At 73.6% G+C, this 24,928-nt stretch carries 17 protein-coding genes and 1 rRNA gene; 13 read left to right on the top strand and 5 right to left on the bottom strand.

What is annotated here, in order from left to right:
• Window positions 1-37 precede the first annotated feature (37 nt).
• Window positions 38-871: a putative hydro-lyase gene (locus ACH499_RS24895; RefSeq protein WP_399018426.1), complete on the bottom strand. Its 834-nt coding sequence runs from the start codon at window positions 869-871 to the stop codon at window positions 38-40.
• 369 nt (window positions 872-1,240) lie between these two features.
• Between ACH499_RS24895 and ACH499_RS24890 the strand changes: the two genes are divergently transcribed.
• The 4 genes from ACH499_RS24890 to ACH499_RS24875 all read left to right on the top strand — a co-directional run bounded on the left by ACH499_RS24890 (window position 1,241) and on the right by ACH499_RS24875 (window position 9,265).
• Window positions 1,241-1,948: a GntR family transcriptional regulator gene (locus ACH499_RS24890; protein ID WP_399018424.1), complete on the top strand. Its 708-nt coding sequence runs from the start codon at window positions 1,241-1,243 to the stop codon at window positions 1,946-1,948.
• 80 nt (window positions 1,949-2,028) lie between these two features.
• Window positions 2,029-3,555, top strand: coding sequence for a hypothetical protein (locus tag ACH499_RS24885; RefSeq protein ID WP_356199226.1), 1,527 nt, complete (start codon window positions 2,029-2,031; stop codon window positions 3,553-3,555).
• 97 nt (window positions 3,556-3,652) lie between these two features.
• A complete protein-coding gene (locus ACH499_RS24880) occupies window positions 3,653-4,534 on the top strand; it encodes a hypothetical protein (RefSeq protein WP_356199224.1) in 882 nt (293 codons plus the stop codon).
• A 66-nt stretch (window positions 4,535-4,600) separates the two neighbouring features.
• Entirely contained in the window at window positions 4,601-9,265 is a 4,665-nt protein-coding gene (locus ACH499_RS24875; protein WP_399018422.1) for a hypothetical protein, read from the top strand.
• A 70-nt stretch (window positions 9,266-9,335) separates the two neighbouring features.
• Here the strand turns inward: ACH499_RS24875 and ACH499_RS24870 are convergent, their stop codons facing one another.
• On the bottom strand, window positions 9,336-9,887 hold the full coding sequence (locus ACH499_RS24870; RefSeq protein WP_399018420.1) for a hypothetical protein: 552 nt from the start codon (window positions 9,885-9,887) through the stop codon (window positions 9,336-9,338).
• Between the two features lie 421 nt (window positions 9,888-10,308).
• Here ACH499_RS24870 and ACH499_RS24865 point away from each other — a divergent pair, with 421 nt between their 5' ends.
• From ACH499_RS24865 to ACH499_RS24840, 6 genes are all read left to right on the top strand, one after another.
• Window positions 10,309-13,227: a nitrate- and nitrite sensing domain-containing protein gene (locus ACH499_RS24865; RefSeq protein WP_399018418.1), complete on the top strand. Its 2,919-nt coding sequence runs from the start codon at window positions 10,309-10,311 to the stop codon at window positions 13,225-13,227.
• Entirely contained in the window at window positions 13,224-13,658 is a 435-nt protein-coding gene (locus ACH499_RS24860) for a roadblock/LC7 domain-containing protein (RefSeq protein ID WP_356199219.1), read from the top strand. The genes ACH499_RS24865 and ACH499_RS24860 overlap by 4 nt, the downstream gene beginning before the upstream one ends.
• 10 nt (window positions 13,659-13,668) lie before the next feature.
• The gene (locus ACH499_RS24855) at window positions 13,669-14,064 is read left to right on the top strand and encodes a DUF742 domain-containing protein (protein WP_356199217.1); all 396 of its coding nucleotides are present in this window, start codon (window positions 13,669-13,671) and stop codon (window positions 14,062-14,064) included.
• 60 nt (window positions 14,065-14,124) lie between these two features.
• Window positions 14,125-14,730 carry an ATP/GTP-binding protein gene (locus tag ACH499_RS24850; RefSeq protein ID WP_356199216.1) on the top strand — a complete coding sequence of 202 codons (606 nt, stop codon included), beginning with the start codon at window positions 14,125-14,127 and terminating at the stop codon, window positions 14,728-14,730.
• A 144-nt stretch (window positions 14,731-14,874) separates the two neighbouring features.
• Window positions 14,875-15,684, top strand: coding sequence for a M15 family metallopeptidase (locus ACH499_RS24845; RefSeq protein WP_399018416.1), 810 nt, complete (start codon window positions 14,875-14,877; stop codon window positions 15,682-15,684).
• A 46-nt stretch (window positions 15,685-15,730) separates the two neighbouring features.
• Window positions 15,731-16,267: an NUDIX domain-containing protein gene (locus ACH499_RS24840; protein ID WP_399018414.1), complete on the top strand. Its 537-nt coding sequence runs from the start codon at window positions 15,731-15,733 to the stop codon at window positions 16,265-16,267.
• On the opposite strand, the gene ACH499_RS24835 is transcribed toward ACH499_RS24840, so the two are convergent.
• A complete protein-coding gene (locus tag ACH499_RS24835) occupies window positions 16,258-18,633 on the bottom strand; it encodes a glycoside hydrolase family 31 protein (protein WP_399018412.1) in 2,376 nt (791 codons plus the stop codon). The two genes, ACH499_RS24840 and ACH499_RS24835, sit on opposite strands and share 10 nt — an antisense overlap.
• Before the next feature lie 213 nt (window positions 18,634-18,846).
• On the opposite strand from ACH499_RS24835, the gene ACH499_RS24830 reads away from it, so the two are divergent.
• Window positions 18,847-20,814, top strand: coding sequence for an acetoacetate--CoA ligase (locus ACH499_RS24830; RefSeq protein WP_399018410.1), 1,968 nt, complete (start codon window positions 18,847-18,849; stop codon window positions 20,812-20,814).
• Between the two features lie 120 nt (window positions 20,815-20,934).
• Window positions 20,935-21,843, top strand: a complete 909-nt coding sequence (locus ACH499_RS24825; RefSeq protein WP_399018407.1) for a hypothetical protein — start codon at window positions 20,935-20,937, stop codon at window positions 21,841-21,843.
• 66 nt (window positions 21,844-21,909) lie between these two features.
• Here ACH499_RS24825 and ptsP read toward each other — a convergent pair whose 3' ends face one another.
• Window positions 21,910-23,580 carry a phosphoenolpyruvate--protein phosphotransferase gene (ptsP, locus tag ACH499_RS24820; protein WP_399018634.1) on the bottom strand — a complete coding sequence of 557 codons (1,671 nt, stop codon included), beginning with the start codon at window positions 23,578-23,580 and terminating at the stop codon, window positions 21,910-21,912.
• Window positions 23,581-23,657: 77 nt separating this feature from the next.
• Window positions 23,658-24,107: a PTS glucose transporter subunit IIA gene (locus tag ACH499_RS24815; protein ID WP_356199208.1), complete on the bottom strand. Its 450-nt coding sequence runs from the start codon at window positions 24,105-24,107 to the stop codon at window positions 23,658-23,660.
• A 551-nt stretch (window positions 24,108-24,658) separates the two neighbouring features.
• On the opposite strand from ACH499_RS24815, the gene ACH499_RS24810 reads away from it, so the two are divergent.
• Window positions 24,659-24,928 (top strand): 16S ribosomal RNA (locus ACH499_RS24810); the annotation flags it as partial.

The following is a 24,928-nucleotide window of genomic DNA, read 5'->3' as shown; positions in this document are numbered from 1 at the left end:
TCAGTCGCGGGACGGGGGCGTAGCCGGGGCTGCCCCGTCAGGTCACGCGGTACTGCTCGTCGCGTGCGTCCGTCAGGAACATCTGCCCCGGAGCGTGGGTGATGGCGAAGGGCGGGCGCGAGGCCATGACCGCCGCCTGCGGGGTCACTCCGCAGGCCCAGAACACCGGGATGTCGTCCGGTGCGAAGTCCACCGGGTCCCCGAAGTCGGGCCGGCCCAGATCGCCGATGCCGAGAGCCGAGGGCGCGCCGCAGTGCACCGGACCCCCGTGCACCGCCGGGAGCAGGCTGGTCTCGTGGATCGCCGCCGACAGGTGCTCGGGCGGCACCGGACGCATGGACACCACCATCGGGCCGTGCAGCCGCCCCGCCGGACGGCACGGGCGGCCGGTGACGTACATCGGGACGTTGCGGCCCTGCTCGACGTGCCGGATCGGCACACCCGCCGAGGTGAGCGCCCACTCGAAGGTGAAGCTGCAGCCGATCAGGAACGACACCAGGTCGTCCCGCCAGTGCGCGCGCACGTCCGTCGGCTCGTCCACCAACGCGCCGTCCCGCCACACCCGGTAGCGCGGCAGGTCGGTGCGCAGGTCCGCGCCCTCGGCGAGCGCCGTCGACCAGGAACCGGCGTCCGTGACGTCCAGTACCGGGCAGGGCTTGGGGTTGCGCGTGCAGAACAGCAGCATGTCGTAGGCCCAGTCGGCGGGCACCGAGATCAGGTTGGCCTGGGTGTGCCCCGCCGCGACGCCGGCCGTGGGTCCGGCCAGCCCCTCCCGGAAGCGGGCCCGGGCCGATTCCGGGCTCCACGCGTGCGCGTGCTCGTCGACGAGGACCAGCGGCCGGTCCCCGGTCCCCGGTTGTGTGTGCTTCATGCCGGTTCCTTCCCACGTGTCCGCGGCGGCCCCGGCAGGGCCGGCGCCGCGATGTCATGGCCGGGCACGCCGCCGAGGGCGCGCCGGTCCCGCGGTCCCGGGGCGCGCGGTGGGCCGGACGCGCCGCCGTCGGCATGGAGGTCGTCCGCCCCGCAGGGGCGGGGGGACGGGTACCGCGGGGGTGGAGCCGTGCTCATGGGCACCTCGCAGGAGAGGACGGAGGGTGCTTGTCGGGTGAGCGGACGGTGTGCGGCGCGGGTGGGCGAGCGTACGCCGCGTGGGGTACGTGCCTGGCACCGTAGGGGATCGTTCAACGATTCCTCAATACCCACGTTGTTTCGTCCTGGCATCTGCGGTTGAATTCCGGGCATGGCAGAGCAGTTGACGGGACTGGCCGACGACCGGGCCCTCCTCGGGCGGACCAGCACCGCGGAGCGGGTCTCGGACATCCTCAGGAGCCGCATAGCCGACGGCTACTTCCCGCCCGGGACCCGCCTGTCGGAGGACAGCATCGGCGGCGCCCTCGGGGTCTCCCGCAACACCCTGCGCGAGGCGTTCCGGCTGCTCACGCACGAACGCCTCCTCGTCCACGAGCTGAACCGGGGCGTGTTCGTGCGGGTCCTGAGCATCGAGGACGTAGAGGACATCTACCGCACCCGCGCCCTCGTCGAGTGCGCCGTCGTCCGGGGCCTCGAAGAACCCCCGTACGCCCTCGAAGGCCTCGCCGCGGCCGTCGAGGACGGGCGCGCCTCGGCCCTCGAAGGTGACTGGAAAGGTGTGGGTACGGCCAACATCCACTTCCACCAGGAACTGGTCGCCCTCGCCGGTAGCGAGCGCACCGACGAGCTGATGCGCAGCGTCTTCGCCGAACTGCGCCTGGCCTTCCACGTCGTGGACGAACCGCGGGTCCTGCACGAGCCGTACATCGCGCGCAACGCCGAGGTGCTGGAGGCGCTGCGGGCGGGGGAGCGGGAGACGGCCGAACGGCTGCTCGCCGTCTACCTGGAGAACTCGCTCGACGAGGTCGTCGACGTCTACCGCAGGCGGGTCGGCGGCGACGGCGGCGCCACCGCCTGACGCTCCGCGGAACGCGGTGCGTCAGGCGGTGTTCTGCGCCGTTTGGGTCGTTGTCAGATCGAGGACCTAGTCTGTGCACCGTGACTTCGCCTGCATCGACGGACAGCGTTCCGCCCCAGCTCAGCGCGGGGCCGCGCCCCGCCCCGGGCCCGGCCGCCGACGAGGGACTGGCGCGGCGGCTGCGCGCGCTCGCCTGCACGGCCCCGCTGCACGACCTCGACGCGCGCAAGGCCAACCTCGCCGGCGAGTACTCGGTGTACGGCATGGCGGAGGTCGCGCTCGCCGCGATCGACCTCGTCACCCTGAACATGGACTTCGACACGGGCGCCGACCACGACCAGATCGTCGCCCGGCTCGTCCCGCGTGTCGCCGCCCAGGCCCCGGCGCGTCCCGCCGCCGAGCACGAGCGCGTGGCCCGCTGGGTCCTGGAGAACCTGATCAACGTCGGCAGCGTCGACCGCGGATTCCGCGCCGTGTACGGCACCTTCGAGCCGGACGGCACCTATGTGCGGCGCGACTACGACTTCAAGCTGCTGGAGGAGGTCCCCGGCCCCGGCGGCACCGTCTACCTGCGCACCACCGACGAGGCGGTCAACGTCCTGGTCGGCGCCCTGGACACCGATGTCACCAGCGCCCAGATCGCCGCCGAGGTCAAGCTGGAGGTGCTGATCAGCCGCGGCCGCCTGGCCGACGCGCAGCTCGCCGCCGAACAGGCCCGCTACCGGACCGTCCAGTACTCGGAGACCTTGCGCAAGGCCCTCGACGCCACCCGCCGCAACGTCCGCGCGGTGGACTGGCTGAGCGCCGTCCCCGACATGATCGCCGAGGCCCTGGACCACGTGGCCGACCGGTACCGGCACGAGAACGCGATCCTCACCAACATCCGCAAGGCCCGGGACGAGTCCGAGGACCCCGAGCACAAGCGCCGCGCCGCCGAACTGGTCGACATCGTCAAGGACTGCATCCGCCGCCACACCCAGCTCCAGTCCCGGCTGCTGGAGGCCGGCCCGCTCTTCCGCGCCGAACAGGACCGGCAGGCCTTCGCCGCCCCCCTGACGACCTCGGGCCTCGACCTGTACGGGCACCTCGTCGCCCCCGTCCTGCCCCTGCCCCTGGAGCAGGCGCTGCGTGTCACCGACGCCTTCTTCGCCCGCGGCACCGGCCTGCGCACCCCCGTCTCCGTCCGGGTGGGCGACCTCGTCGACATCCTCCTGACACCGCCCGTGGAGAGGGAGCACCTGGGCGCCGAGATGCCCGAGCCCGACCTGATCGCCACCCCGGACGACAGCCGCTTCAGCGAGGAGCAGATGGCGGCCGCCACGGAACTGCTCGACCTGCCGCACGACGCCCCGCGCCGGCTGTCCGGGCTGCTGGCCGAGGCCCGCGCCCAGGACCCCGACCTGCCCTACCTCGTCGCGCTGCTGGCCGTGCACGCGGCCAGCCCGCCGGTCGGCACCGCCTACCGGCAGGGCGAGCCCAAGCTGCTGTTCGCCGTGGACGACGGCACCGAGCTGGACGATCCCGAGTTCGGCGGAGCCGACCTCATCGTCGGCACGGCCCTGCTCGACGCGGCCGGGATGGCGGCGGACCGGACGGAGGCCGCGTGAACGACGCCGCGCACCCCGGGCCGCCCGGCCGGCTGCACCGGCAGCGCACCACCCACCAGCACAGCGAGACCCCCCAGCACAGCGAGGAGCACCGACCGTGACCGAGCACGTCGACCGGAGCGAACCGGAGGCGGGTGCCGCACCGGCCACCGCGGCCGTCACGCCCGCCGACGCCGCCGACGCGGCGCGGCTCGTGGCCTTCGGCCTTCAGCCCAAGCTGCTGCCGGCGCGCGACCAGGAGTACGCCGACCTGCTGCGCCGCTACCGGGAGGACCCGCCCTTCGCCCGGCTCGCCGACGCCGTCGCCGCGGGCCTCGGACTCGTCGTCCTGGAGGTCTCCCCCCGCGCGGGCATGGCCGTGACCGCCGCCGAGGACTCCGTGTTCGCCGTCCGCATGGGCGACTACGCGCGCCGCGCCGCCACCGACTCCGGCGACCGCTTCCTGCACGGCCTCGCCCACCTCGCCGTCGCCGCCATGGCCTACCCGCGCCCCGAGGATCTCGCCGACGACGGCTACATCGGCCGCGTCACCGTCAACGGAGTGGACGCCTTCGTCCGCCAGGCATGCCGGCGCCTGGAGGAGCGCGCCGAGCAGCGGGGGGAGAACACCGACCCGGCCAGCGACGCCCCCGGCCTGGAGGCGGCCTGGCGGATCTGGGCCAGACGCAGCGCCACCGGCGCCACCAAGGACGCCCGCAGACTTCCCGGCTCCACCACCGGCATCGTCGGCAAGGCCGCCGCCTTCCTCACCGAGTCCGGCTTCCTCCAGCGCACCGGCGACGAGAACGGCGGCACCTACCGCACGACCGCCCGCTACCAGCTCCAGGTGCGGGACATGGCGGGCAGCGCCGCGATGGCCGAGTTGCTGGAGCTGGGCGTCGTCCCGGTCACCGACGGCACGGCCACCCTGCTGCCCGCCGAGGACACGGACGACCTGGACCTGGTGGCCGACGCAGGACTGCCGTTCCACTCCTCCTGACCCCGCATCACCCGACCGAACGTCACCGAACGTCCCCGACTTCACGAAGACTTACGAGAGTCCGCCATGTACGAGCTGTCCCGGGTCCGCCTCTACTCCATCGGACCCGCCGGCGCCCGCTACGCCGACACCGTGCTTGACCTGCGCGGCGTCGGCGAGCCCGTGCCCGATCCCGCGCCCGCTCAGGCGGAGTTCTTCGAGGAGGAGCCCGTCGGCCCGCCCCGCCGGCCCGCACCCGCCGGCGTGCTCTTCCTGGAGAACGGCGGCGGCAAGTCCGTCCTCCTCAAGCTGATCTTCTCCGTGATGCTGCCGGGCCACCGCAACACCCTGGGCGGCGCCAGCTCCGGTGTGCTGCGCAAGTTCCTGCTCGCCGACGACTGCGGACACGTGGCGCTGGAGTGGCAGCACGTGCAGACCGGCGAATGCGTCGTCGTCGGCAAGGTCAGCGAGTGGCGGGGGCGGCAGGTCTCCAGCGACCCGCGCAAGTTCGCCGAGGCCTGGTACTCCTTCCGGCCCGGCCCCGGACTCACCCTGGACAACCTGCCCGTCGCCGAGGCCACCGCCGTCCGTCCGCCCGTCGAGGGCGTCTCCGGCGCCCAGGGCCGACGGCGCACCATGAAGGGCTTCCGGGACGCGCTCACCGAGGCCGGAAAGGCCTACCCGCACCTGGAGGTGCACTGGGAGGAGATCCACGACCGCTGGATCGAGCACCTCGGCGACCTCGGGCTCGACCCCGAACTCTTCCGCTACCAGCGCGAGATGAACGCCGACGAGGGCGAGGCGGCCGGCCTGTTCGCGGTCAAGAAGGACTCCGACTTCACCGACCTGCTGCTGCGCGCCGTCACCGACACCCGCGACACCGACGGACTCGCCGACCTGGTCGGCGGATTCGGCAACAAGCTGGGCCGGCGCGCCGAGCTGATCGCCGAACGCGACTTCACCGCCGGCTCCGTCGACCTGCTCGGCCGGATCGTCGAGGCCGCCGACGCCCGCACCCGCGCCCGGGAGATCCACACCGCCGCCGAACGCCGCACCAGGACCCTGGCCCGGCGGCTGTCCGCGCGCGGCGCCCAGGAACGGGCCCGGGCCGGCGACCTCGCCCAGCGGGTCACCGCCGCCGCGTACGCCGTCACCCACGCCGAGGCGGCCCGTGACCGCAGCGGCCGCATCGCCGCCGAACTCGCCTACCGGCACGCCTCGCTGGCCCTGACCGCCGCCGAGAAGTCCGCCGCCGCGCAGAAGCGCGAACTCGCCGACGCGCGCACCCTGCACGCCGCCTGGCAGGCAGCCGAGGCCGTACTGCGTCACCGCGCCGCCGCCGACCGCGTCGCCAGGGTCTCCGCCGCCATCCAGGAGGCCGAGCGGGACGCGGCCCCCGCGCTCGCCGCCCGCGCCGAGGCCGCCGTCGACCTCGTCCGCGCCCTGCACGCGGCCGCCACCCGGGCCGAGCAGCACGCCAACGAGGAGGAGGAGCGCTCCGCCGCCCTCCAGGACGTCGGCGACGCCGCCCACCGTGACTCCACCGCCGCCGCCACCGAGGCCCAGCGGGCCCGCAGCGAGGCCGGGCACCTGCGCCAGCGCCTGAGCGAGGTCGAGCAGGAGACCGCCGAAGCGGTCCGCGCCGGCTGGCTCGACGACAGCGCGCCCGACGCCGACCCCGCCCGCGCCGCCCTCGCGGCCAGCGACGCCGAGAAGACCACCGTCGCCGCCTGGGACACCGCCCGCGAGGCCGCCCGCCGCGCCACCGAGCACGCCCGTGAGGCCGCCGCCGCGGAGACCCGCGCCGAACTGACCGCCGCCCGCGCGGCCGACGCCGCCACCGCCGCCGAACGCGCCCACGCGGCCGAACGCCGCACCGCCGAGGCGCTCGCGGCCGAGGAGCGGCTCGCCGAACTGCTCGGCCTGGCCGCCGCGCCCCGACCCGGCATCCCCCAGCCCAGGCAGGACACCGACGGCGGCCCCGCCGACGCGCCGAGGCCGTCCGACGCGGCCCTCACCCCCGAGGAACTCGACCGCTTCGCCGACGAGCTGCGCGAGCTGCTCGACGACACCGTCTCCTCCGCCGAACGCCAGCTCTTCGACCTGCGCACCGCCGCCGCCGACGACTCCCGCATCCTCGGCGCCCTCGGCGACGGCGGACTGCTGCCGCCCGGCCCGGACGTCCTCGCCACCGTGGAGTTCCTCGGCGAGCACGGAATCCCCGCCCTGCCCGGCTGGCGCTACCTCGCCCAGGCCGTCGACCCCGCCGACCACGCCCGCGTGCTGGCCGCCCGCCCCGAGCTGGTCGACGGCGTCATCATCACCGACCCCGACTCCCACACCCGCGCCCGCGAGGCCCTCGGCGAAGCCGCCCTGCTGCCGCGCTCCGCCGTCGCCGTCGGCACCGCCGCCGCCCTCCTCGCCCCCACCCCGCCCCCCGGCTCCGGCGACGAGGACGTCTTCCTCGTCCCGCCGAACCCCGCGATGCACGACGAGCACGCCGCCGACGAGGAACGCCAGGCCCTGCGCGCCCGGGCGACGGAACGCGACGAGGAGATCCGCACGCTCGCCGCCCGGCTCGGCAAGGACCGGGAACTGGCGGCCCGGCTGGCCTCCTGGCGCGCCGGCTGCCCCGCCGGACGCCTCGCCGAACTGGCCCGCACCGCCGAGGAGGCCCGCGCCTTCGCCGAGGAGGCGGAGGCCGAGCTGACCGAGGCACGCGCGGTACGGGCCGAGGCGGAGGAGAGCGCCGCCGAGGCCGTACGGGTGCGGGACGAGCGGCAGGAGGCGGCGCAGAAGGCCCGCCGCGCCGCCGACGCCCTGGCCGGACTCGCCTTCCGGCTGCGCGAACGCGCCGGCTGGCAGGCCAGGCTGCGCGAGCTGGCCGACGAGGCCACCGAGGCCGAGGCCCGCGCCCAGGTCTGCCTGGAACGGGCCCGCGCCGCCGACGAGGACCGCCGCGCCGCCCAGCGTGCCGCCGACGACGCCCGCCGCACCGCCCGCGCGCTGCGCGCCGAGCGCTCCGAGATCGCCGGCGCCCCCGACGACGTGCCCGAGGAGGCGCCCGGGAACGCCGCGGACCGGCCCAAGGCGTCCCTGCCGGACCTGCGCGAGGCCTACCGGGCCGCGTCCCAGGTCTACGAGAAGGTCGGCGTCGGCGCCGATCTGCGCGCCGAGCAGGCCCGCGCGGAGAGCGACGAGAGCGCGGCGCGCGCGGAGCTGGACCGGCTCAGCAACAAGGTCCGCACCCGCGCCGCCCAGCTCCTGGAGTCGCCCGACGGCTCCGACGGGCCGTCCCGGCAGGCCGCCGCCGCCCGCGCCGAGGAACTGGTGCAGCTCCTGGAGACCCGCATGTCGAGCGCGAGCGAGCAGCTCGGCCGGCTGCGCGGCGAGGCCGAACGGCACGCCCCCGAGGACGGCGACGCCCACACCGAGCTCCCCGAGGACCTCGTCCCGGCCGACGCCGAGCACGCCCAGAGCCTGCTGCGCACGGCGACGGCCGAACTCGCCTCCCGCACCGAGGCGCTCGCCCAGGCCCGCGAGGCCCACGCCGAACTGCTCGACGCGCACCGCGCCGCCCAGGACGCGGCCGGCGGCTTCGACGAGATCGCCGCCATGCTCCGCGACCTGCTGCGCGAACACGCCCCGGACGACGAGCAGGAGGAGCCCGAGCCCTATCCGGACGCCCTGGAGGAGGCCCGCCGGTCCGCCGCCGAGGCCCGCCGCTCGCTGCGTGGCTGCGCCGCCGACCTGTCCGCCGCCGAGGCCGCCGTGCGCGAGGCGAGCGACATCCTCGTCCGGCACGCCAACTCCACGCGCTACGAGCAGGTCCGCACCCCCGCGCGGCAGCAGATCCGCGAACTGCCCGCCTCCTCTCTGCCCGAGCACGCGGCCAAGTGGGCGGAGGCCTTCGCGCCCCGGCTCCGCGTCCTCACCGACGAGCTGGCGCAGTTGGAGCGCAACCGCGACTCGATCGTGGACCGGCTGCGCGGACTGGTCGAGTCGTCCCTCGCCACGCTCCGCTCCGCCCAGCGGCTGTCCCGGCTGCCGGAGGGCCTCGGCGAGTGGTCCGGGCAGGAGTTCCTGCGCATCCGCTTCGAGGAACCCGACCAGGCCACCCTCACCGAGCGGCTCGGCGAGGTCGTCGACGAGGCGACCCGCGCGGCCGTGAAGAAGAACTCCGACCTGCGCCGCGACGGCATGTCCCTGCTGCTGCGCGGTGTCGCCGCCGCCCTGCAGCCCAAGGGCGTCGCCGTCGAGATCCTCAAGCCCGACGCCGTGCTGCGCGCCGAGCGCGTCCCCGTCGGGCAGATGGGCGACGTGTTCTCCGGCGGCCAGTTGCTCACCGCCGCCATCGCCCTGTACTGCACGATGGCCGCGCTGCGCAGCAACGACCGGGGCCGCGACCGGCACCGCCACGCCGGCACCCTGTTCCTCGACAACCCCATCGGCCGCGCCAACGCCACCTACCTGCTGGAGCTCCAGCGGGCCGTCTCCGACGCGCTCGGTGTGCAGCTCCTCTACACCACCGGCCTGTTCGACACCACGGCGCTCGCCGAGTTCCCGCTGGTGATCCGGCTGCGCAACGACGCCGACCTCAGGGCGGGCCTGAAGTACATCAGCGTCGAGGAGCACCTGCGGCCGGGACTGCCCCAGCCGACCCCCGCGGGAGACGGCGAGGGCGGGACGGTCCACAGCGAGATCACGGCGACCCGGATGTTCAAACGCCCCGCCCCGTCGCCCGCCCAGTAGTCGCTACGGGGAGGGGCGGCGTGACCCGCGGACCACGCCGCCCGCAGAACCCGGCGCCGGGCGCGGCCGGTCAGGGATGCGAGAGCTGTCCCGTCCGGCCGCGCCCCGATATCCGCTCCTGGGAGCGCTGCGCGGCCCGGGCCTGGCGGCGTGCCCGGCGCCGCTCGCGCCGCACGGACCGCGCCGTGCTGCTCGGCATCGACACCACACCGTGGCGCTGGTTCCAGACCTGGCGCGTCACCCACACGTCGAGCACGCCCCACGTGGCCACCACCGTGCCCGCCACACTGCCGATCACCATCGGGAAGGCCAGCCAGGATCCGGCCATCGTGCACAGGAAGGCCACCATCGCCAGGATCAGCGTCACGGCCACCACGAGCACGGCACGCACGGCGGCCGTACGCACCGGGTCCGGCAGCCGGCGCCGCCGCGCGGGCTCTTCCCTCCACAACGGCCGGTAGCCGGGCCGCGGTTCCCGCCCGTCCCGCTCCTCCGGCCGCTCGGACGCCCGGCCGGGCTCCGCAACGCCGCGATCCGCCGCCCCGGTGCCCGATCCCGGCGCCGGCTCGGCCGACCCGGCGTCCCCCGGCGCCCCGCGCCGCTCCGCCGTGCCCATCACCATGTCACTCCCCACCGCCTGCAGACCGCTTCCCCGCGTCCGAAGACCCGGCTCCCCTCTGGCTGCCCGGCTTGCGCTGTTTTACGCCGCCCGGAGGCGTGATGCGGCTCCTGTGGCCGCTTCCGCCACCATTTCCCGTAGACAAGGACGAACCACGTGGCGTCAAGATTCCCGAAGCGTCCGCCGGTGTCGACAATTTTCGGCCAATCCGCCCGCCAACCCGCGAGGAGGCGGCCCCGCGCCCCGCACGGGATCCCCGAGGCAAGTCCCGCAATGACCGGACAACTGCCCATCAGCAGCCGCCCGCGCGGACGTTCGGCCCGCCCGACGGGTCTTCGGGTTACCTGTGCGTCGGTAGTAGGCTCGCGCCGTTTGTTGACGCACATGTGCACCCCCTGCCGGTGGGGGTTGGCTGGGGGAGACCATGCGCTTTCGCGGGAAGTCGATCCGCCGGAAGATCGTGGCGCTGCTTCTCGTGCCGCTGGTGTCCCTGACAGCGATCTGGGCCTTCGCCACGGTGCTGACGGGACGTGAGGCGGGCCGGCTGTTCAGCGTGTCGACCCTCGTCGAGAAGGTCGGCTACCCCGTCGAGGACACCGTCCGCGTCCTCCAGCAGGAACGCCGCCAGACCCTCGTCCACCTCGCCGACCCCCGTGCCTCCGACAGCCTGGCCGCTCTCGAGCGCAGCCGCGCCGCCACCGACGAGGTCGTCGCCGAGGTCCGCCGCAACGCCCGCGACGCCGACGTGCGCGACGCCCTCAGTCCGGGGGAGGGAGAGCGGCTGACCGCGGTCCTGGACGCCTTCGACGGCATCGACTCCCTGCGCCGCAGCGTCGAGGACGGCACCGTCGACCGCGCCCAGGCGCTCGGCCTCTACAACCGCCTGGTCGATCCCTGCCACGCACTGCTCGCCAACCTCCGCGTCGTCGAGGACGTGGGCCTGGACAAGCAGTACCGCGCCCTCGTCAACGTCTCCCGCGCGCGCGAGCTGCTCTCCCGCGAGGACGCCCTGCTCGGCTCCGCCCTGGTCACCGGCAGGATCACCCGGGCGGAGACACGGGACGTCTCGGACCTCGTGGCCCAGCGCACGATGATGTACGAGACCAACCTCCCGCTGCTGCCCGCCCCCGAACGCGGCCGGTACGAGCGCTTCTGGAAGAACGCCTCCTCCGCCCCTCTGCGCGTCGCCGAGGAGGCGGCCGTCTCCACCGAGGACGGCACGCCCCGCGGCGTCACCGCCAAGAGCTGGGACACCGCCGCCGGGAACGTCCTCGAGGAACTCGGCGACCTCGACGACCAGGCCGCCGAGCAGTACCAGGACCGGGCCCGGCCGGTCGCGATGAACGTCATCACCAAGGCGGTCGTCGCCGGTGCCCTCGGACTGGTCGCCGTGCTGTTCTCCCTCTTCCTGTCCGCCCGCATCGGCCGCGCCCTCATCCGCGACCTCAGGCAGCTCCGCCTGGAGGCCCACGAGGCGTCCGGCGTCCGCCTGCCCGGCGTCATGCGCCGCCTCTCGGCCGGCGAACAGGTCGACGTCGAAACGGAGGTGCCGCGCCTCCAGTACGACAAGAACGAGATCGGCGAGGTCGGCCAGGCCCTCAACACCCTGCAGCGCGCCGCCGTCGAGGCCGCCGTCAAGCAGGCCGAGCTGCGCGCCGGGGTCTCGGAGGTGTTCGTCAACCTCGCCCGGCGCAGCCAGGTGCTGCTGCACAAGCAGCTCACCCTGCTCGACACCATGGAACGCCGCACCGAGGACACCGACGAACTCGCCGACCTGTTCCGCCTGGACCACCTGACCACCCGTATGCGCCGGCACGCCGAGGGCCTGGTCATCCTCTCCGGCGCCGCCCCCTCCCGGCAGTGGCGCAAGCCCGTCCAGCTCATGGACGTGGTGCGGGCCGCCGTCGCCGAGGTCGAGGACTACGAGCGCGTCGAGGTCCGCAGGCTGCCGCGCATCGCCGTCACCGGCCCCGCGGTCGCCGACCTCACCCACCTCGTCGCCGAACTCCTCGAGAACGCCACGGTGTTCTCCCCGCCGCACACCGCCGTGCAGGTCCTCGGTGAGCGGGTCGCCAACGGCTTCACCCTGGAGATCCACGACCGCGGACTCGGCATGACGGCCGAGGCCCTCCTCGACGCCAACCTCCGGCTCGCCGAGACACCGGAGTTCGAGCTGTCCGACACCGACCGGCTCGGCCTGTTCGTCGTCAGCCGCCTCGCCCAGCGGCAGAACGTCCGGGTCTCCCTCCAGCCCTCCCCGTACGGCGGCACCACGGCCGTCGTCTTCGTCCCCGACGCGCTGCTCACCGACGACGCCCCCGACACCAACGGGGTCGGCTTCCGCCTCGACCGGCCGCGGCGCCCCAAGGAGCACGAGCGGGCGGAGAGCCGCCGGTCCGCCGTCGACCACGTCCCCGTACGACTGCCGGGCCGCCCCGGCGGGCCGCTGGACGGCCCGGTCGAGCTGGAGGCGCCCGTCGACCTGGACGCCCTCGACGACCTTCCCGGCGCGCTCGACGACCAGGACGGCGAGAACGGCGGGCTGTTCCGTCCGCGCCGCTCCCTCGCGGCCCAGGAGGATCCGGTGGCCCTCCGTGCCGAACGACGGCGCCAGGAAGCCGACCCACCCGGCCGCCCGGCGGGCCCGGACCGGCTCGAGGGAGCCCCGGGCGGCCCGGAGCGGCCCGGGGCCGCGCGGAGCCCCGAGGCCGACGACGACCCGAACGCCCCGGTTCCGCTGCCCCGGCGCCGGACCCCCAAGCTGGTCAGCTCGCACGGACGCCCCGTCGCCGGGCGGGGCCCCCGCGACCGTACGGACGACACGTCCGGACCCGACGCCGACGCGCTGCCCTCCCTCCCGGCCCGCCGCCGAGGCAGGCCGGCCCCGGGCGGCTCCCCGGCCGAGCGCGGCCTCGGGCGGGACGGTGGTACCGGTCGTGACGACACCCCGGGGCGCGACGGAGGCCCCGGCGGGACGCCCGGGCCCCCGGCCCTCCCTACCCGGACCCGATCCGCCGACCGCGCGCCGGGCACCCCGGGCGGCAGCGGGCCGGACGCCACGGGAAGGGGCGGCACGGAGCCCGCCGACACCGGCGCCCTGCCCCGGCGGGTCCGACAGGCGAACCTGGCCCCCCAGTTGAAGCGGAGCACCCGCAGCCCCGCCGAGAGCAGGCCCGGCCCGGCCGACCGGGACGCCGAGGAGGTGCGCAGCCGGATGGCCTCGCTCCAGCGCGGCTGGCAGCGAGGCCGCGAGGAGAACGCCGAGGGCGACGACAGCTCCGGCGGCACGTCACCACGAGCACCACAGGCACCACAAGGAACGACTAAGGGGGACGGTCGATGACCGCACCGAAGACGACCGGTCACACCGCGACCAAGTCCGGGGAGCTCAACTGGCTCCTCGACGAACTGGTGGACCGCGTCGCGAGTATCCGCAAGGCCGTCATCCTGTCCGGCGACGGCCTGGCGACCGGGGCTTCCAAGGACTTGACCAGGGAGGACAGCGAGCACCTGGCAGCGGTGGCGTCCGGTTTCCACAGCCTCGCCAAGGGCGTGGGCCGCCACTTCGAGGCCGGCAGCGTCCGGCAGACGGTCGTCGAACTCGACGACGCGTTCCTGTTCGTGACGGCCGCCGGCGACGGCAGTTGCCTCGCCGTGCTCTCGGACGCCGACTCCGACGTCGGCCAGGTCGCCTACGAGATGACCCTCCTCGTCAAGCGGGTCGGCGCGCATCTGGGCACCGCCCCGCGCACCGATCTGCCTGCCGGCGGGTAAGTGGGATGACATGAGCGCAGACGGTCAGGGAAGAAACCACTGGTTCGACGACGAGGCCGGCCCCGTCGTCCGTCCGTACGCCATGACGCGCGGCCGCACCACCAGCGCGGCCCAGCACCGCCTCGACCTCATCGCGGTGGTGGTCACGGAACCCCACGCGGACGACCCGGAGGCGGACGTCACCCTCGCCCCCGAGCACGTGGACATCGTCGGACTGTGCCGGGACACCCCGCAGTCCGTCGCCGAACTCGCCGCCGAACTCGACCTGCCCGTCGGCGTCGTACGGGTCCTGGTGGGAGACCTCGTCGACGCCGAACTCGTGCACGTCAACCGGCCCGTGCCCCCGGCCGAACTGCCCGACGAGAACATCCTGCGCGACGTGATCAACGGCCTGCGGGCCCTGTGAGACGGAAACCGCCCACGGGCCGCCGGAGCGGCCCGTGGGCACGGTAAGGAGAAGAGAACGATGATCTTAGGGCGTTCCCAGCGCGGCAAGCCGCCGGTCGAGCCCGTCACGCTCAAGATCCTGGTGGCCGGCGGCTTCGGCGTGGGGAAGACCACCCTCGTCGGCGCGGTCAGCGAGATCAGGCCGCTGCGCACCGAGGAACTGCTCACCGAGGCCGGCCGGCCCGTGGACGACGTCAGCGGGGTGGAGGGCAAGCACACCACCACCGTCGCCATGGACTTCGGGCGGATCACGCTCCGCGAGGACCTGGTGCTGTACCTCTTCGGCACGCCCGGCCAGGAGCGGTTCTGGTTCATGTGGGACGAGCTGTCGGAGGGCGCGCTGGGCGCGGTCGTCCTCGCCGACACGCGCCGCCTGGAGGACTGCTTCGCCGCCATCGACTACTTCGAACGGCGGTCCATCCCCTTCCTCGTCGGCGTCAACTGCTTCGAGGGCTCGGCCCGCTACCCCGCCGAGACCGTCCGTCAGGCCCTCGACCTCGACACGGACGTGCCCCTGGTGATGTGCGACGCCCGTGACCGGGCGTCCGTGAAGGACGTCCTCGTCGGTGTCGTCCAGCACGCGATGGACCACTCGGCCAACGTGCGCAGCCCCGTCACCACCTGAAACAGCCGCTCACGCGCGCGTGCCCGACGCACCCCCACGCGCGCGCGTCCCCTGATGCCCTACGGCGACCAGCTCGACGCATGAACATCATGTGATCGTCCGCCCCCTTCCGTCGCGCAGCCCCCGACTGATAGACGCAGGGCCATGACACGACTCTCCACCGCTCTGCGCGGACTGGTCACCACCGTCGCCGCCCTGCTCGCCGTGACCACCGTCCCCGCCGCCGCCCAGGCCGCCCCCGATCCCAAGGCGCCCGAGGACTTCGTGGCCCTGCGCAGCGTCGACCCCACGATCATCGAGGAGATGCGCTACGTCACCCCGCACAACTTCGTCGGCGAGCGCATCGACGGCTACCGACAGCCCCTGTGCATCCTCACCCGCCCCGCGGCCGAAGCCCTCCACCGGGCCCAGACGCGGCTGCTGAGGCAGGGCTACTCCCTCAAGGTGTACGACTGCTACCGGCTGCAGCGCGCCGTCGACCACTTCGTCCGCTGGGCCGAGGACCTCGGCGACCAGGCGATGAAGGCGGAGTTCTACCCGAACGTCGACAAGACCCGTCTGTTCGAGGACGGCTACATCGCGGCGAAGTCCGGCCACAGCCGCGGCTCCACCGTGGACCTGACCCTCGTGCGGCTCCCCGCGCAGCCCACCCGGCCGTACCACCCCGGGCAGCCGCTGGTGCCCTGCTTCGCACCCCAGGACGAGCGCTTCCCCGACAACTCCGTGGACATGGGCACCGGCTTCGACTGCTTCGACACCCTCTCGCACACCCTCGACCCCCGCGTCCAGGGCGCCCAGCGCGCCAACCGGCTGCTGCTGAAGAACACCCTGGAGGACGTCGGCCTCGTCAACCTCCCCGAGGAGTGGTGGCACTTCACCTACAAGCCCGAGGCGTACCCCGACACCTACTTCGACTTCCCGGTCTCCGCGAGGTCACTGACCGGCCGCCACTGAGCGCCCACCGGAGCCGCCCCCTCCGTGATCGGATACAGTCCGCCGCGTGTCCGAAACTCAAACCTCCGTTCCCAACTCCGCAGCGGGCTCCCACTGTTCGAGCTGCGGCACGCCCTACGGAGAGGGCGTCTCCGGCTGGCCCCGCACCTGCCCGGCGTGCGGCAGCACCGCCTACCGCAACCCCCTGCCGGTAGCGGTCGCCCTCCAGCCCGTGTACGACACCAAGGGCACCGCCCTGGTAGTCGTCACCCGTACCGTGGCCCCCGAGCGCGGGGGCGTCGCACTGCCGGGCGGCTACATCGACGACCGCGAGGACTGGCGGCAGGCCGTCGTCCGCGAACTCAAGGAGGAGACGGGCATCGACGCGGCGAGCCGCGACGTACGGCTCGCCGACGCCATGAGCTCACCCGACGGCCACCTGCTGCTCTTCGGGCTCCTCCCGGAACGGCCGGCCGAGGGCCTCCCGCCCTCCGCCGCCACCGACGAGACCGAGGGCCGGCACCTGCTGCGCGGGCCCGAGGAGCTCGCCTTCCCGCTCCACACCCGGGCCGTACGGGCCTTCTTCGAGGGCCGCTACATCTGAACCGGGCGCTCCCCGAGCCCCCGCACGCGCACGGGGCAGGACGGCTCGGCCGGGCCGTCCTCGCCCTCCCGCTCCACGATCACCCGCCGCCCCTCCCGACGGGTGACGTACCGCTCGGTCACCGGCTCCGCCCAGCCGTCGCCCGCGTCCGTCACGACGAGCCCACCCCCGGCCCGTCCCCGCGCGGGCGCCCACACCTCCAGCTCCGGCCCGCCGTCCTCCCCACGCACCGGAACGACCGCACCCGCGCGCGCGAACACCGGGATCCGGCCCGGCGGAGCCTCGACGAGCACCTGCGCCGGCCCCTCGTACGCCCGCTCCGTCACCGTGTCGTACCAGCGCCCCCGGGGCAGCCGCACCGCACGCCCGCCGGCACCCGGGTCCAGCACCGGCGCCACCAGCAGACAGTCGCCCAGCAGGAAGGCGTCCTCGCAGTCCCGCAGCCGGCGCTCCTCCGGCGCCGACCACCACAGCGGCCGTACGCAGGGCGCGCCCGTACGCCGGGCCAGATGCGCCAGCGTCACGAAGTACGGCGTCAGCCGCCGCCGCTCGACCAGCGCCACGCGCGCGTGCTCCAGCACCTCGGCACCGAACTCCCACGGCTCCCGGCGCCCCTCCCGCTCACCCCCGTACGTGCGGAACAGCGGCAGATACGCGGCCAGTTGAAGCCACCGCAGATACAGCTCCGGCGACGGGGCACCGCCGCACCCGCCCGCATCGGCCCCCGAGTACGGCACCCCGCACAGCCCGAGCCCCAGCACCCGCGCCAGCGACGCCCGCAGCCCCGGCCAGCCCGTGGGCACCTCCGCCGACCACGCGCCGCCGTACCGCTGCATCCCGGCCCACCCCGAGCGCGACAGGACGAACGGACGCTCCTCGGGCGCCAGTGCCCGCAGCCCCTCGTACGCGGCCCGGGCCATGCACAGCGCGTACACGTTGTGCGCCTCCCGATGATCGCCCTCGCGCCCCTCCAGCCGGTGCCGGGCGGACCGGGGGAGGGTCGGCTCCCCGAAAGCGGTGAACGAGGCCGGCTCGTTCCGGTCGTGCCAGAGCCCGGCGAACCCCCGCTCCAGCCGTTCCTCGTGGAGCCCGGCCCACCACTCGCGCACGCGCGGGTGCGTGAAGTCCGGGAACACCACCTCCCCGGACCGCCCCACCCCGCGCACCACCGGCCCGGCGGCACCGCGCACGAACACGTCCTCGTCCACACCGCCGTCGTACACGGCACTCCCGGGCACCACCGGAACTCCAGGTTCCACGACCGACACCAGCCGGATCCCCTCCCGCCGCAGCTCCTCGGCGAGCACCGCCAGCTTCGGGAACCGCTCGTCATCGACGGTGAACGCCCGACGCGCCTCGAGATGGCCGGCGCCCAGATGCACCGCGTCGAGCGGCAGCTCCCGCTCCTGGAAGCCCGCGACGACCCGCCGCAGCTCCTGCTCACCGGCGAAGTCCCGCCCGTGGTGGTGACCCAGCGCCCAGGCGGGCGGCAACGCGGGAGCGCCCGTCAGCGACGCCCAGGCGAGCAGCACGCGCGCGGGGGTCCCCACCGTCACCCAGCAGCGCAGCGGACCCCCCTCCATCCGCAGCGCGCTCGTGCCCGGCCGGTCGTGCCCCGACCCGGCACCCTCCTCGCCCTCCCGCAGCGTCACCGAGCCCTCCCACGGGTTGTCGTGGAACACCAGGTGCGTCCCCGCGTCGGCCACCACCATCTGCACCGGCATCGTCACGTGCGGCGGGACCTCACCCCCGGGCGACGCCGGACCGGTCCCCGTGTTCCACAGCCGGTACGAACCGTCCCGCAGCCGGGGCCCCGAGGCCGGGCCGCCCAGCCCGAAGAACCGGGCGTCCGCCGCCACCTCCGACCGCTGCGTCCAGCGCGCCGGACCGCCGCCCACCGGCTCCCACCAGCGGGGCGGCAGCTCACGGCGCAGGACCACACCTCCCGGCGTACGCACCTCCACGGCCCCCAGCCGCGACACGGCCACCGTCACCCGCTCGGCCACCACCCGCCGGCCACCGTCCTTGTCCGGCTCCAGAACGGCCCGTGGATCCGGCTCGGGGCAGCCGTCGGCCAGCGCGTACGACGGCTCCGGCTCCGCCCCGTCCCACCCCCAGAAGACAGCCCCGTTCACCGCGACGAGGATGCGCAGCTGCGAGCGGCTGAACCGGATCAGCCCGCCGCCCGGCCCGGGCTCCACCTCCAGCATCCGCCCCGGCACCCGGGCCCGCTCCGGCCCCCGCGGCGGCAGCGCCACGGCGTCCGCACGCCGCCCACGCCATGCCGCCCGTACGGTACGCAACCCCTGCGCCGCCCCCGCGGAACCGAACGCTTTCACCGAACGCACCAGGTCACGACCGTCCATGCCGCTCACCCTGCCATCGTCCGACCCCCGCGAGGGCGTCGTTCAACTGCCGTTCACCCATGTCGGGACGACATCTTCACGACAGCGTCCATGTGCGGCGCACTCTGGTGCGGAAGTCGATCACATGGCATCGTCCGTGTCAGCCGCGTCACGCGCACACCCCAGCCCGTGCGCGGAGGACGCACACGACGCGCACAGTCCGGGAGCCGCACCATGTCGACCGTGAACCCCCAGCCGCTCTGGCAGCCAGATCCGCAGCGCATCGCCAAGGCACGGATCACCAGGTTCCAGACCTGGGCAGCCGAACACCACGGCGCCCCCTCCGACGGCGGCTACGCGGCCCTGCACCGCTGGTCCGTCGACGAGCTGGACACCTTCTGGAAAGCCGTCACCGAGTGGTTCGACGTCCGCTTCTCGACCCCCTGCACGCGCGTGCTCGGCGACCGCTCGATGCCCGGCGCGCAGTGGTTCCCCGGCGCCACCCTGAACTACGCCGAGCACGCCCTGCGCGCCGCCGCCGTCCGCGCCGACGAACCGGCCCTCCTGTACGTCGACGAGACCCACACCTCCACCCCCGTCACCTGGGCCGAGCTGCGCCGCCAGGTCGGCTCCCTCGCCGCCGGACTGCGCGCTCTCGGGGTCCGACCGGGCGACCGCGTCAGCGGCTACCTCCCGAACATCCCGCAGGCCGTGGTCGCGCTCCTCGCCACCGCCGCCGTGGGCGGCGTCTGGACCTCCTGCGCCCCCGACTTCGGCGCCCGCAGCGTCCTGGACCGCTTCCAGCAGGTCGAACCGGTCGTCCTGTTCACCGTCGACGGATACCGCTACGGAGGCAAGGAGCACGACCGCCGCGACACCGTCGCCGAACTGCGCCGAGACCTGCCCACCCTGCGCGCCGTGGTACACATCCCGCTCCTCGGCACCGAGGCGCCCGAGGGCGCCCTGGAATGGGACGCCCTCACGGCAGCGGACACGGAGCCCGTCTTCGAGCAGGTGCCCTTCGACCACCCCCTGTGGGTGCTCTACTCCTCCGGCACCACCGGCCTGCCCAAAGCGATCGTCCAGTCCCAGGGCGGCATCCTGGTCGAGCACCTCAAGCAACTCGGCCTGCACTGCGACCTCGGCCCCGAGGACCGCTTCTTCTGGTACACGTCCACCGGCTGGATGATGTGGAACTTCCTCGTCTCCGGCCTGCTCTCCGGCACGACGATCGTCCTCTACGACGGCAGCCCCGGCTTCCCGGCCACGGACGCCCAGTGGCGCATCGCCGAACGCACCGGCGCCACCCTCTTCGGCACCTCCGCCGCCTACGTCATGGCCTGCCGCAAGGCGGACGTGCACCCCGGCCGGGACCTGGACCTCTCCAGGATCCAGTGCGTCGCCACCACCGGCTCCCCGCTCCCGCCCGACGGCTTCCGCTGGCTGCACGACCAGGTGCGCGAGGATCTGTGGATCGCCTCCGTCAGCGGCGGCACCGACGTGTGCTCCTGCTTCGCGGGCGCCGTCCCCACCCTCCCCGTGTACATCGGCGAACTCCAGGCCCCCGGCCTCGGCACCGACCTCCAGTCCTGGGACCCGAGCGGCGAACCCCTCACCGACGAGGTCGGCGAGCTGGTCGTCACCAACCCCATGCCCTCGATGCCGGTCCGCTTCTGGAACGACCCCGACGGCAGCCGCTACCACGACAGCTACTTCGACACCTACCCCGGCGTATGGCGGCACGGCGACTGGATCACGCTCACCTCCCGCGGCTCCGTCGTCATCCACGGCCGCTCCGACTCCACCCTGAACCGCCAGGGCGTCCGCATGGGCTCGGCCGACATCTACGAGGCCGTCGAACGCCTCCCCGAGATCAGGGAGTCCCTCGTCATCGGCGTCGAACAGCCCGACGGCGGCTACTGGATGCCCCTCTTCGTGCACCTGGTCCCCGGCGCCGCCCTGGACGAGGCCCTGCGGACCCGGATCAAGCAGACCATCCGCGAACAGCTCTCCCCGCGCCACGTCCCCGACGAGATCATCGAGGTGCCGGGCGTCCCGCACACCCTCACCGGCAAGCGCATCGAGGTCCCCGTCAAGCGTCTCCTGCAGGGCACTCCGCTGGAGAAGGCCGTCAACCCGGGTTCCATCGACAACCTGGACCTGCTCCACTTCTACGAGGACCTCGCCCGCAAACGCGCCTGACCACGGGTTTTCCCCCAGCGGGCCGGCCTCGTCGGAGGCCGGCCCGCCGCCTTCCGACGCCGTTGTCAGTGCCCCCGGTTACGGTGAGTGAGCATTGATCGACTGCGCACAGGGGGAAACATGGCGCACACCGACCAGACCGCGCACACCGCCCGGACCATGCGACGCGTCCTGCGCCGCGAGATCGCCGGCACCATCGGACTGCTCACCGACGAGCACGACTTCCGCGCCATGCGGCGCTACCGCACCTTCACCTTCGACGACCACGCCGTCTACCTCGGGCAGGTGGAAGCCCTCCTGAGGAGCCGGGCCTCCCAGGGCACCCACACCACTCTCGCCCTCTTCGACCCCGAGGACTACGCCGAGTACTGCTCGAAGGCCGGTCTCGACCCCGACCTCCCCGCCAACCGCACCCGGTTCACCGCCGAACTCGCGGCCCACGGCCCCACCGTCCCCTATGACGGCCGCTCCCTGGCCGACCTCGTCCCGGAACTCGTCGACGAAGCCGTCCGCCGGGCCACCTGGGAGTACGCGTCCATCCTCCTGGCCCGCCTCGGCACCTGCGCCACCTGCGGCGAGGACCTCGGACGCGCCGCCTTCTCGCGCGCCTCCCGCCTCCTCCAGCGCATCCTGGACACGGCCCCACCGGGCCACCGCCACCTGGTCTGCAGCGTCTCGACGACACCGGAGGCCCTCACCACCGTCCTCCACGCCGACGACGACACCGAGGGCACCCCGCGGATCGACGAAGCCGACGCCCTGGAGTTCACCGCCGTCCTGGCCCTCGGCCTCGCCACCCACACCCCCGGCGGCCTCGTCATGCGCACCAGCGCCCCGGGCAGTCCCGACCGGATCTACGGCTGGCGCCTGCGCGGCAACGGATTCGTCCCGCTCACCGCCGGCGAGGTCTTCGACGCCTACTGCACCGACGTCGAAACCGGCGACCTCATCTCCCCGGAGTCCAACGTCGACTACTGCGCACCGCCCGACCTAGGGGACGACACACCCGCACCCGGACACCACCACTGAAACCCCGAGGGGCGCCCCACCCGAAGACGGAGCGCCCCTCACGACAGCGGGAGCCAGGCACCGGGCCTACTCGCCGGACAGCACCGCCTGAGCCGCGTCGCGCGCCTCCTGGGCACTGTCCGCGGCCCGGGCGGCCGCCGCGGCCCGCTCGCACTGCGCCAGCGTGAACTTCGCCAGCGTCGCCCGGACGTAGGGGAGCGACGCAGCGCCCATGGAGAGAGAGGTGACACCCAGCCCGGTCAGCACACACGCGAGCAGCGGGTCCGACGCGGCCTCACCGCAGACGCCGCAGCTCTTGCCCTCGGCCCTCGCCGCCTCCGCGGCCAGCGCGACCAGGTCGAGCAGTGCGGGCTGCCACGGGTCCTGCAGCCGGGACACCGCACCCACCTGACGGTCCGCGGCGAAGGTGTACTGCGCGAGGTCGTTCGTCCCCAGCGACAGGAACTCGACCTCCTGAAGGATCGAGCGGGCCCGCAGCGCGGCCGACGGGATCTCCACCATCGCGCCGAACTTGGCCCGCAGCCCCGCCTCGCGGCACGCGTCCGCGAACGCCTTGGCATCCGCGCGGTCCGCGACCATCGGGGCCATGACCTCGAGGTGGACGGGCAGCCCCTCGGCGGCCTTCGCCAGCGCCGTGAGCTGCGTACGCAGCACCTCGGGGTGGTCGAGCAGCGTCCGCAGACCGCGCACACCAAGCGCCGGGTTCGGCTCGTCGGCCGGGGTGAGGAAGTCCAGCGGCTTGTCCGCGCCCGCGTCCAGCACCCGCACGACGACGCGGCCCTCCGGGAAGGCTTCCAGCACCTGCCGATAGGCGGCGACCTGCTTCTCCTCGGACGGCGCCTTCTTGCTGTCGTCGAGGAAGAGGAACTCGGTGCGGAACAGGCCGACGCCCTCCGCACCCGCCTCCACGGCGGCCGGCACGTCGGCGGGACCACCCACGTTGGCCAGCAGGGGCACCTTGTGACCGTCGGACGTCGCGCCCGGACCGGTCGAGGCGGCCAGCGCGGCCTTGCGCTCCGCCGCCTCCGCCTCCATCCGCGCCTTCTTCTCCGCGCTGGGGTTCACGAAAATCTCGCCGGTGCTGCCGTCCACCGCGATCACCGTGCCCTCGGGAAGCTCACCGGCACCCGGCAGCGCGACCACGGCCGGCACACCCAGGGCACGCGCGAGGATGGCGCTGTGACTGGTCGGCCCGCCCTCCTCGGTGACGAAACCGAGCACCAGCGTGGGGTCGAGCAGCGCCGTGTCGGCGGGCGCCAGGTCACGGGCGATGAGCACGTACGGCTCGTCGCTGTCCGGCACGCCGGGCATCGGCACCCCGAGCAGACGGGCGACGATACGGTTCCGCACGTCGTCGAGGTCCGCGACGCGGCCGGCCAGGTACTCCCCGGCCCCCGCGAGCAGGGCGCGGTACGCGGCGAAGGCGTCGTACACCGCGCGCTCGGCGGTGCTGCCGACGGCGATCCGCCGTTCCACGTCGGCCATCAGCTCGGGGTCCTGCGCCATCAGAGCCTGAGCCTCGAGCACCGCCTGGGCCTCGCCGCCGGCCAGGTTGCCACGTGCCGTCAGGTCGGCGGCCACAGCTTCCACGGCCTGACGAGCGCGACCCTGCTCGCGTTCCGCGTCCTGTGCCGGGATCTGCTTGGCGGGCGGTTCGAGCACCGCCGTCCCCATGTGCCGAACCTCGCCGATCGCCACACCGTGGCTCACCCCGACGCCTCGCAGCGTTGTCTCCATCTCACCCGTCCCGATCATGCGGCGGGTCCCGCCGCCGCGGTGGTTGTCCTGCCCGCCGTCGAGCGACGGCGTCGTCGTCACTTCCAGAGGAAGAGGCTCTCCCCGGCCTTCACGTCGCCGTCCTCGCGGAGATCGACGAGCGCGTCGGCCGTGGCCTCGAGGGCGACGACCGGACAGACCGGCGACTTGCCCGCGGCTTCGACGGCCGCCGGGTCCCACCGCACCACGGCCTGACCGCGCGCGACGGTGTCCCCCTTGTTCACCAGCAGCTCGAAGCCCTCGCCGTTGAGCTGCACCGTGTCGATGCCGAGGTGGGTCAGCACCCCGTGACCGCTGTCGTCGACCACGACGAACGCGTGCGGGTGCAGGGAGACGATGACCCCGTCCACGGGGGAGACGGCCTCGGAGGGCTCACGAACGGGGTCGATGGCGGTGCCCGGGCCGACCATGGCCCCGGAGAAGACCGGATCCGGCACTGCGGCCAGTCCGATGGCGCGTCCGGCCAGAGGGGACGAGACGGTGGTCATGGGAAGCCTCCCGATGATGGAGATCTGTACGGGCCGTCACTACCTGTCCCGGACGGCGCTGTTCAGCAGCGTATGTCATAGGAAGTACCGGTTCCGTATGGGTCTTCCGAATAGAGGTCTAGACCACAGTCCTCACGGATTTGCACCCGTTCCGCGGACCCGTGTACAGTCTCAACTCCTGCCCGAGGTTGAGCGATGCGAAGCACGCGTCCTCGCCTGGCGGGAACCCAACTCATCAGATCCTATCTCTGGATCACCTTCTGCCTGCCCGCAGGACGGTGGTCAGAGGGACCGGAAAAGCCTGATAGTGTTGGAAACACCGAAGGGAAGCGCCCGGAGGAAAGCCCGAGAGGGTGAGTACAAAGGAAGCGTCCGTTCCTTGAGAACTCAACAGCGTGCCAAAAGTCAACGCCAGATATGTTGATACCCCGTCTCCGGCCGTCAGGCTGGGACGAGGTTCCTTTGAAAAACACAGCGAGGACGCTGTGAACGGTCGGATCATTCCTCCGACTGTTCCGCTCTCGTGGTGTCGACCGGATCACCGGTAAACATTCACGGAGAGTTTGATCCTGGCTCAGGACGAACGCTGGCGGCGTGCTTAACACATGCAAGTCGAACGATGAACCACCTTCGGGTGGGGATTAGTGGCGAACGGGTGAGTAACACGTGGGCAATCTGCCCTGCACTCTGGGACAAGCCCTGGAAACGGGGTCTAATACCGGATACTGACCTTCAGGGGCATCCTTTGAAGGTCGAAAGCTCCGGCGGTGCAGGATGAGCCCGCGGCCTATCAGCTTGTTGGTGAGGTAACGGCTCACCAA

It is taken from the genome of Streptomyces sp. NPDC018947 (assembly GCF_044390505.1).
Classification (GTDB): domain Bacteria; phylum Actinomycetota; class Actinomycetes; order Streptomycetales; family Streptomycetaceae; genus Streptomyces.
This window is presented reverse-complemented; position numbering and strand designations above follow the sequence as displayed.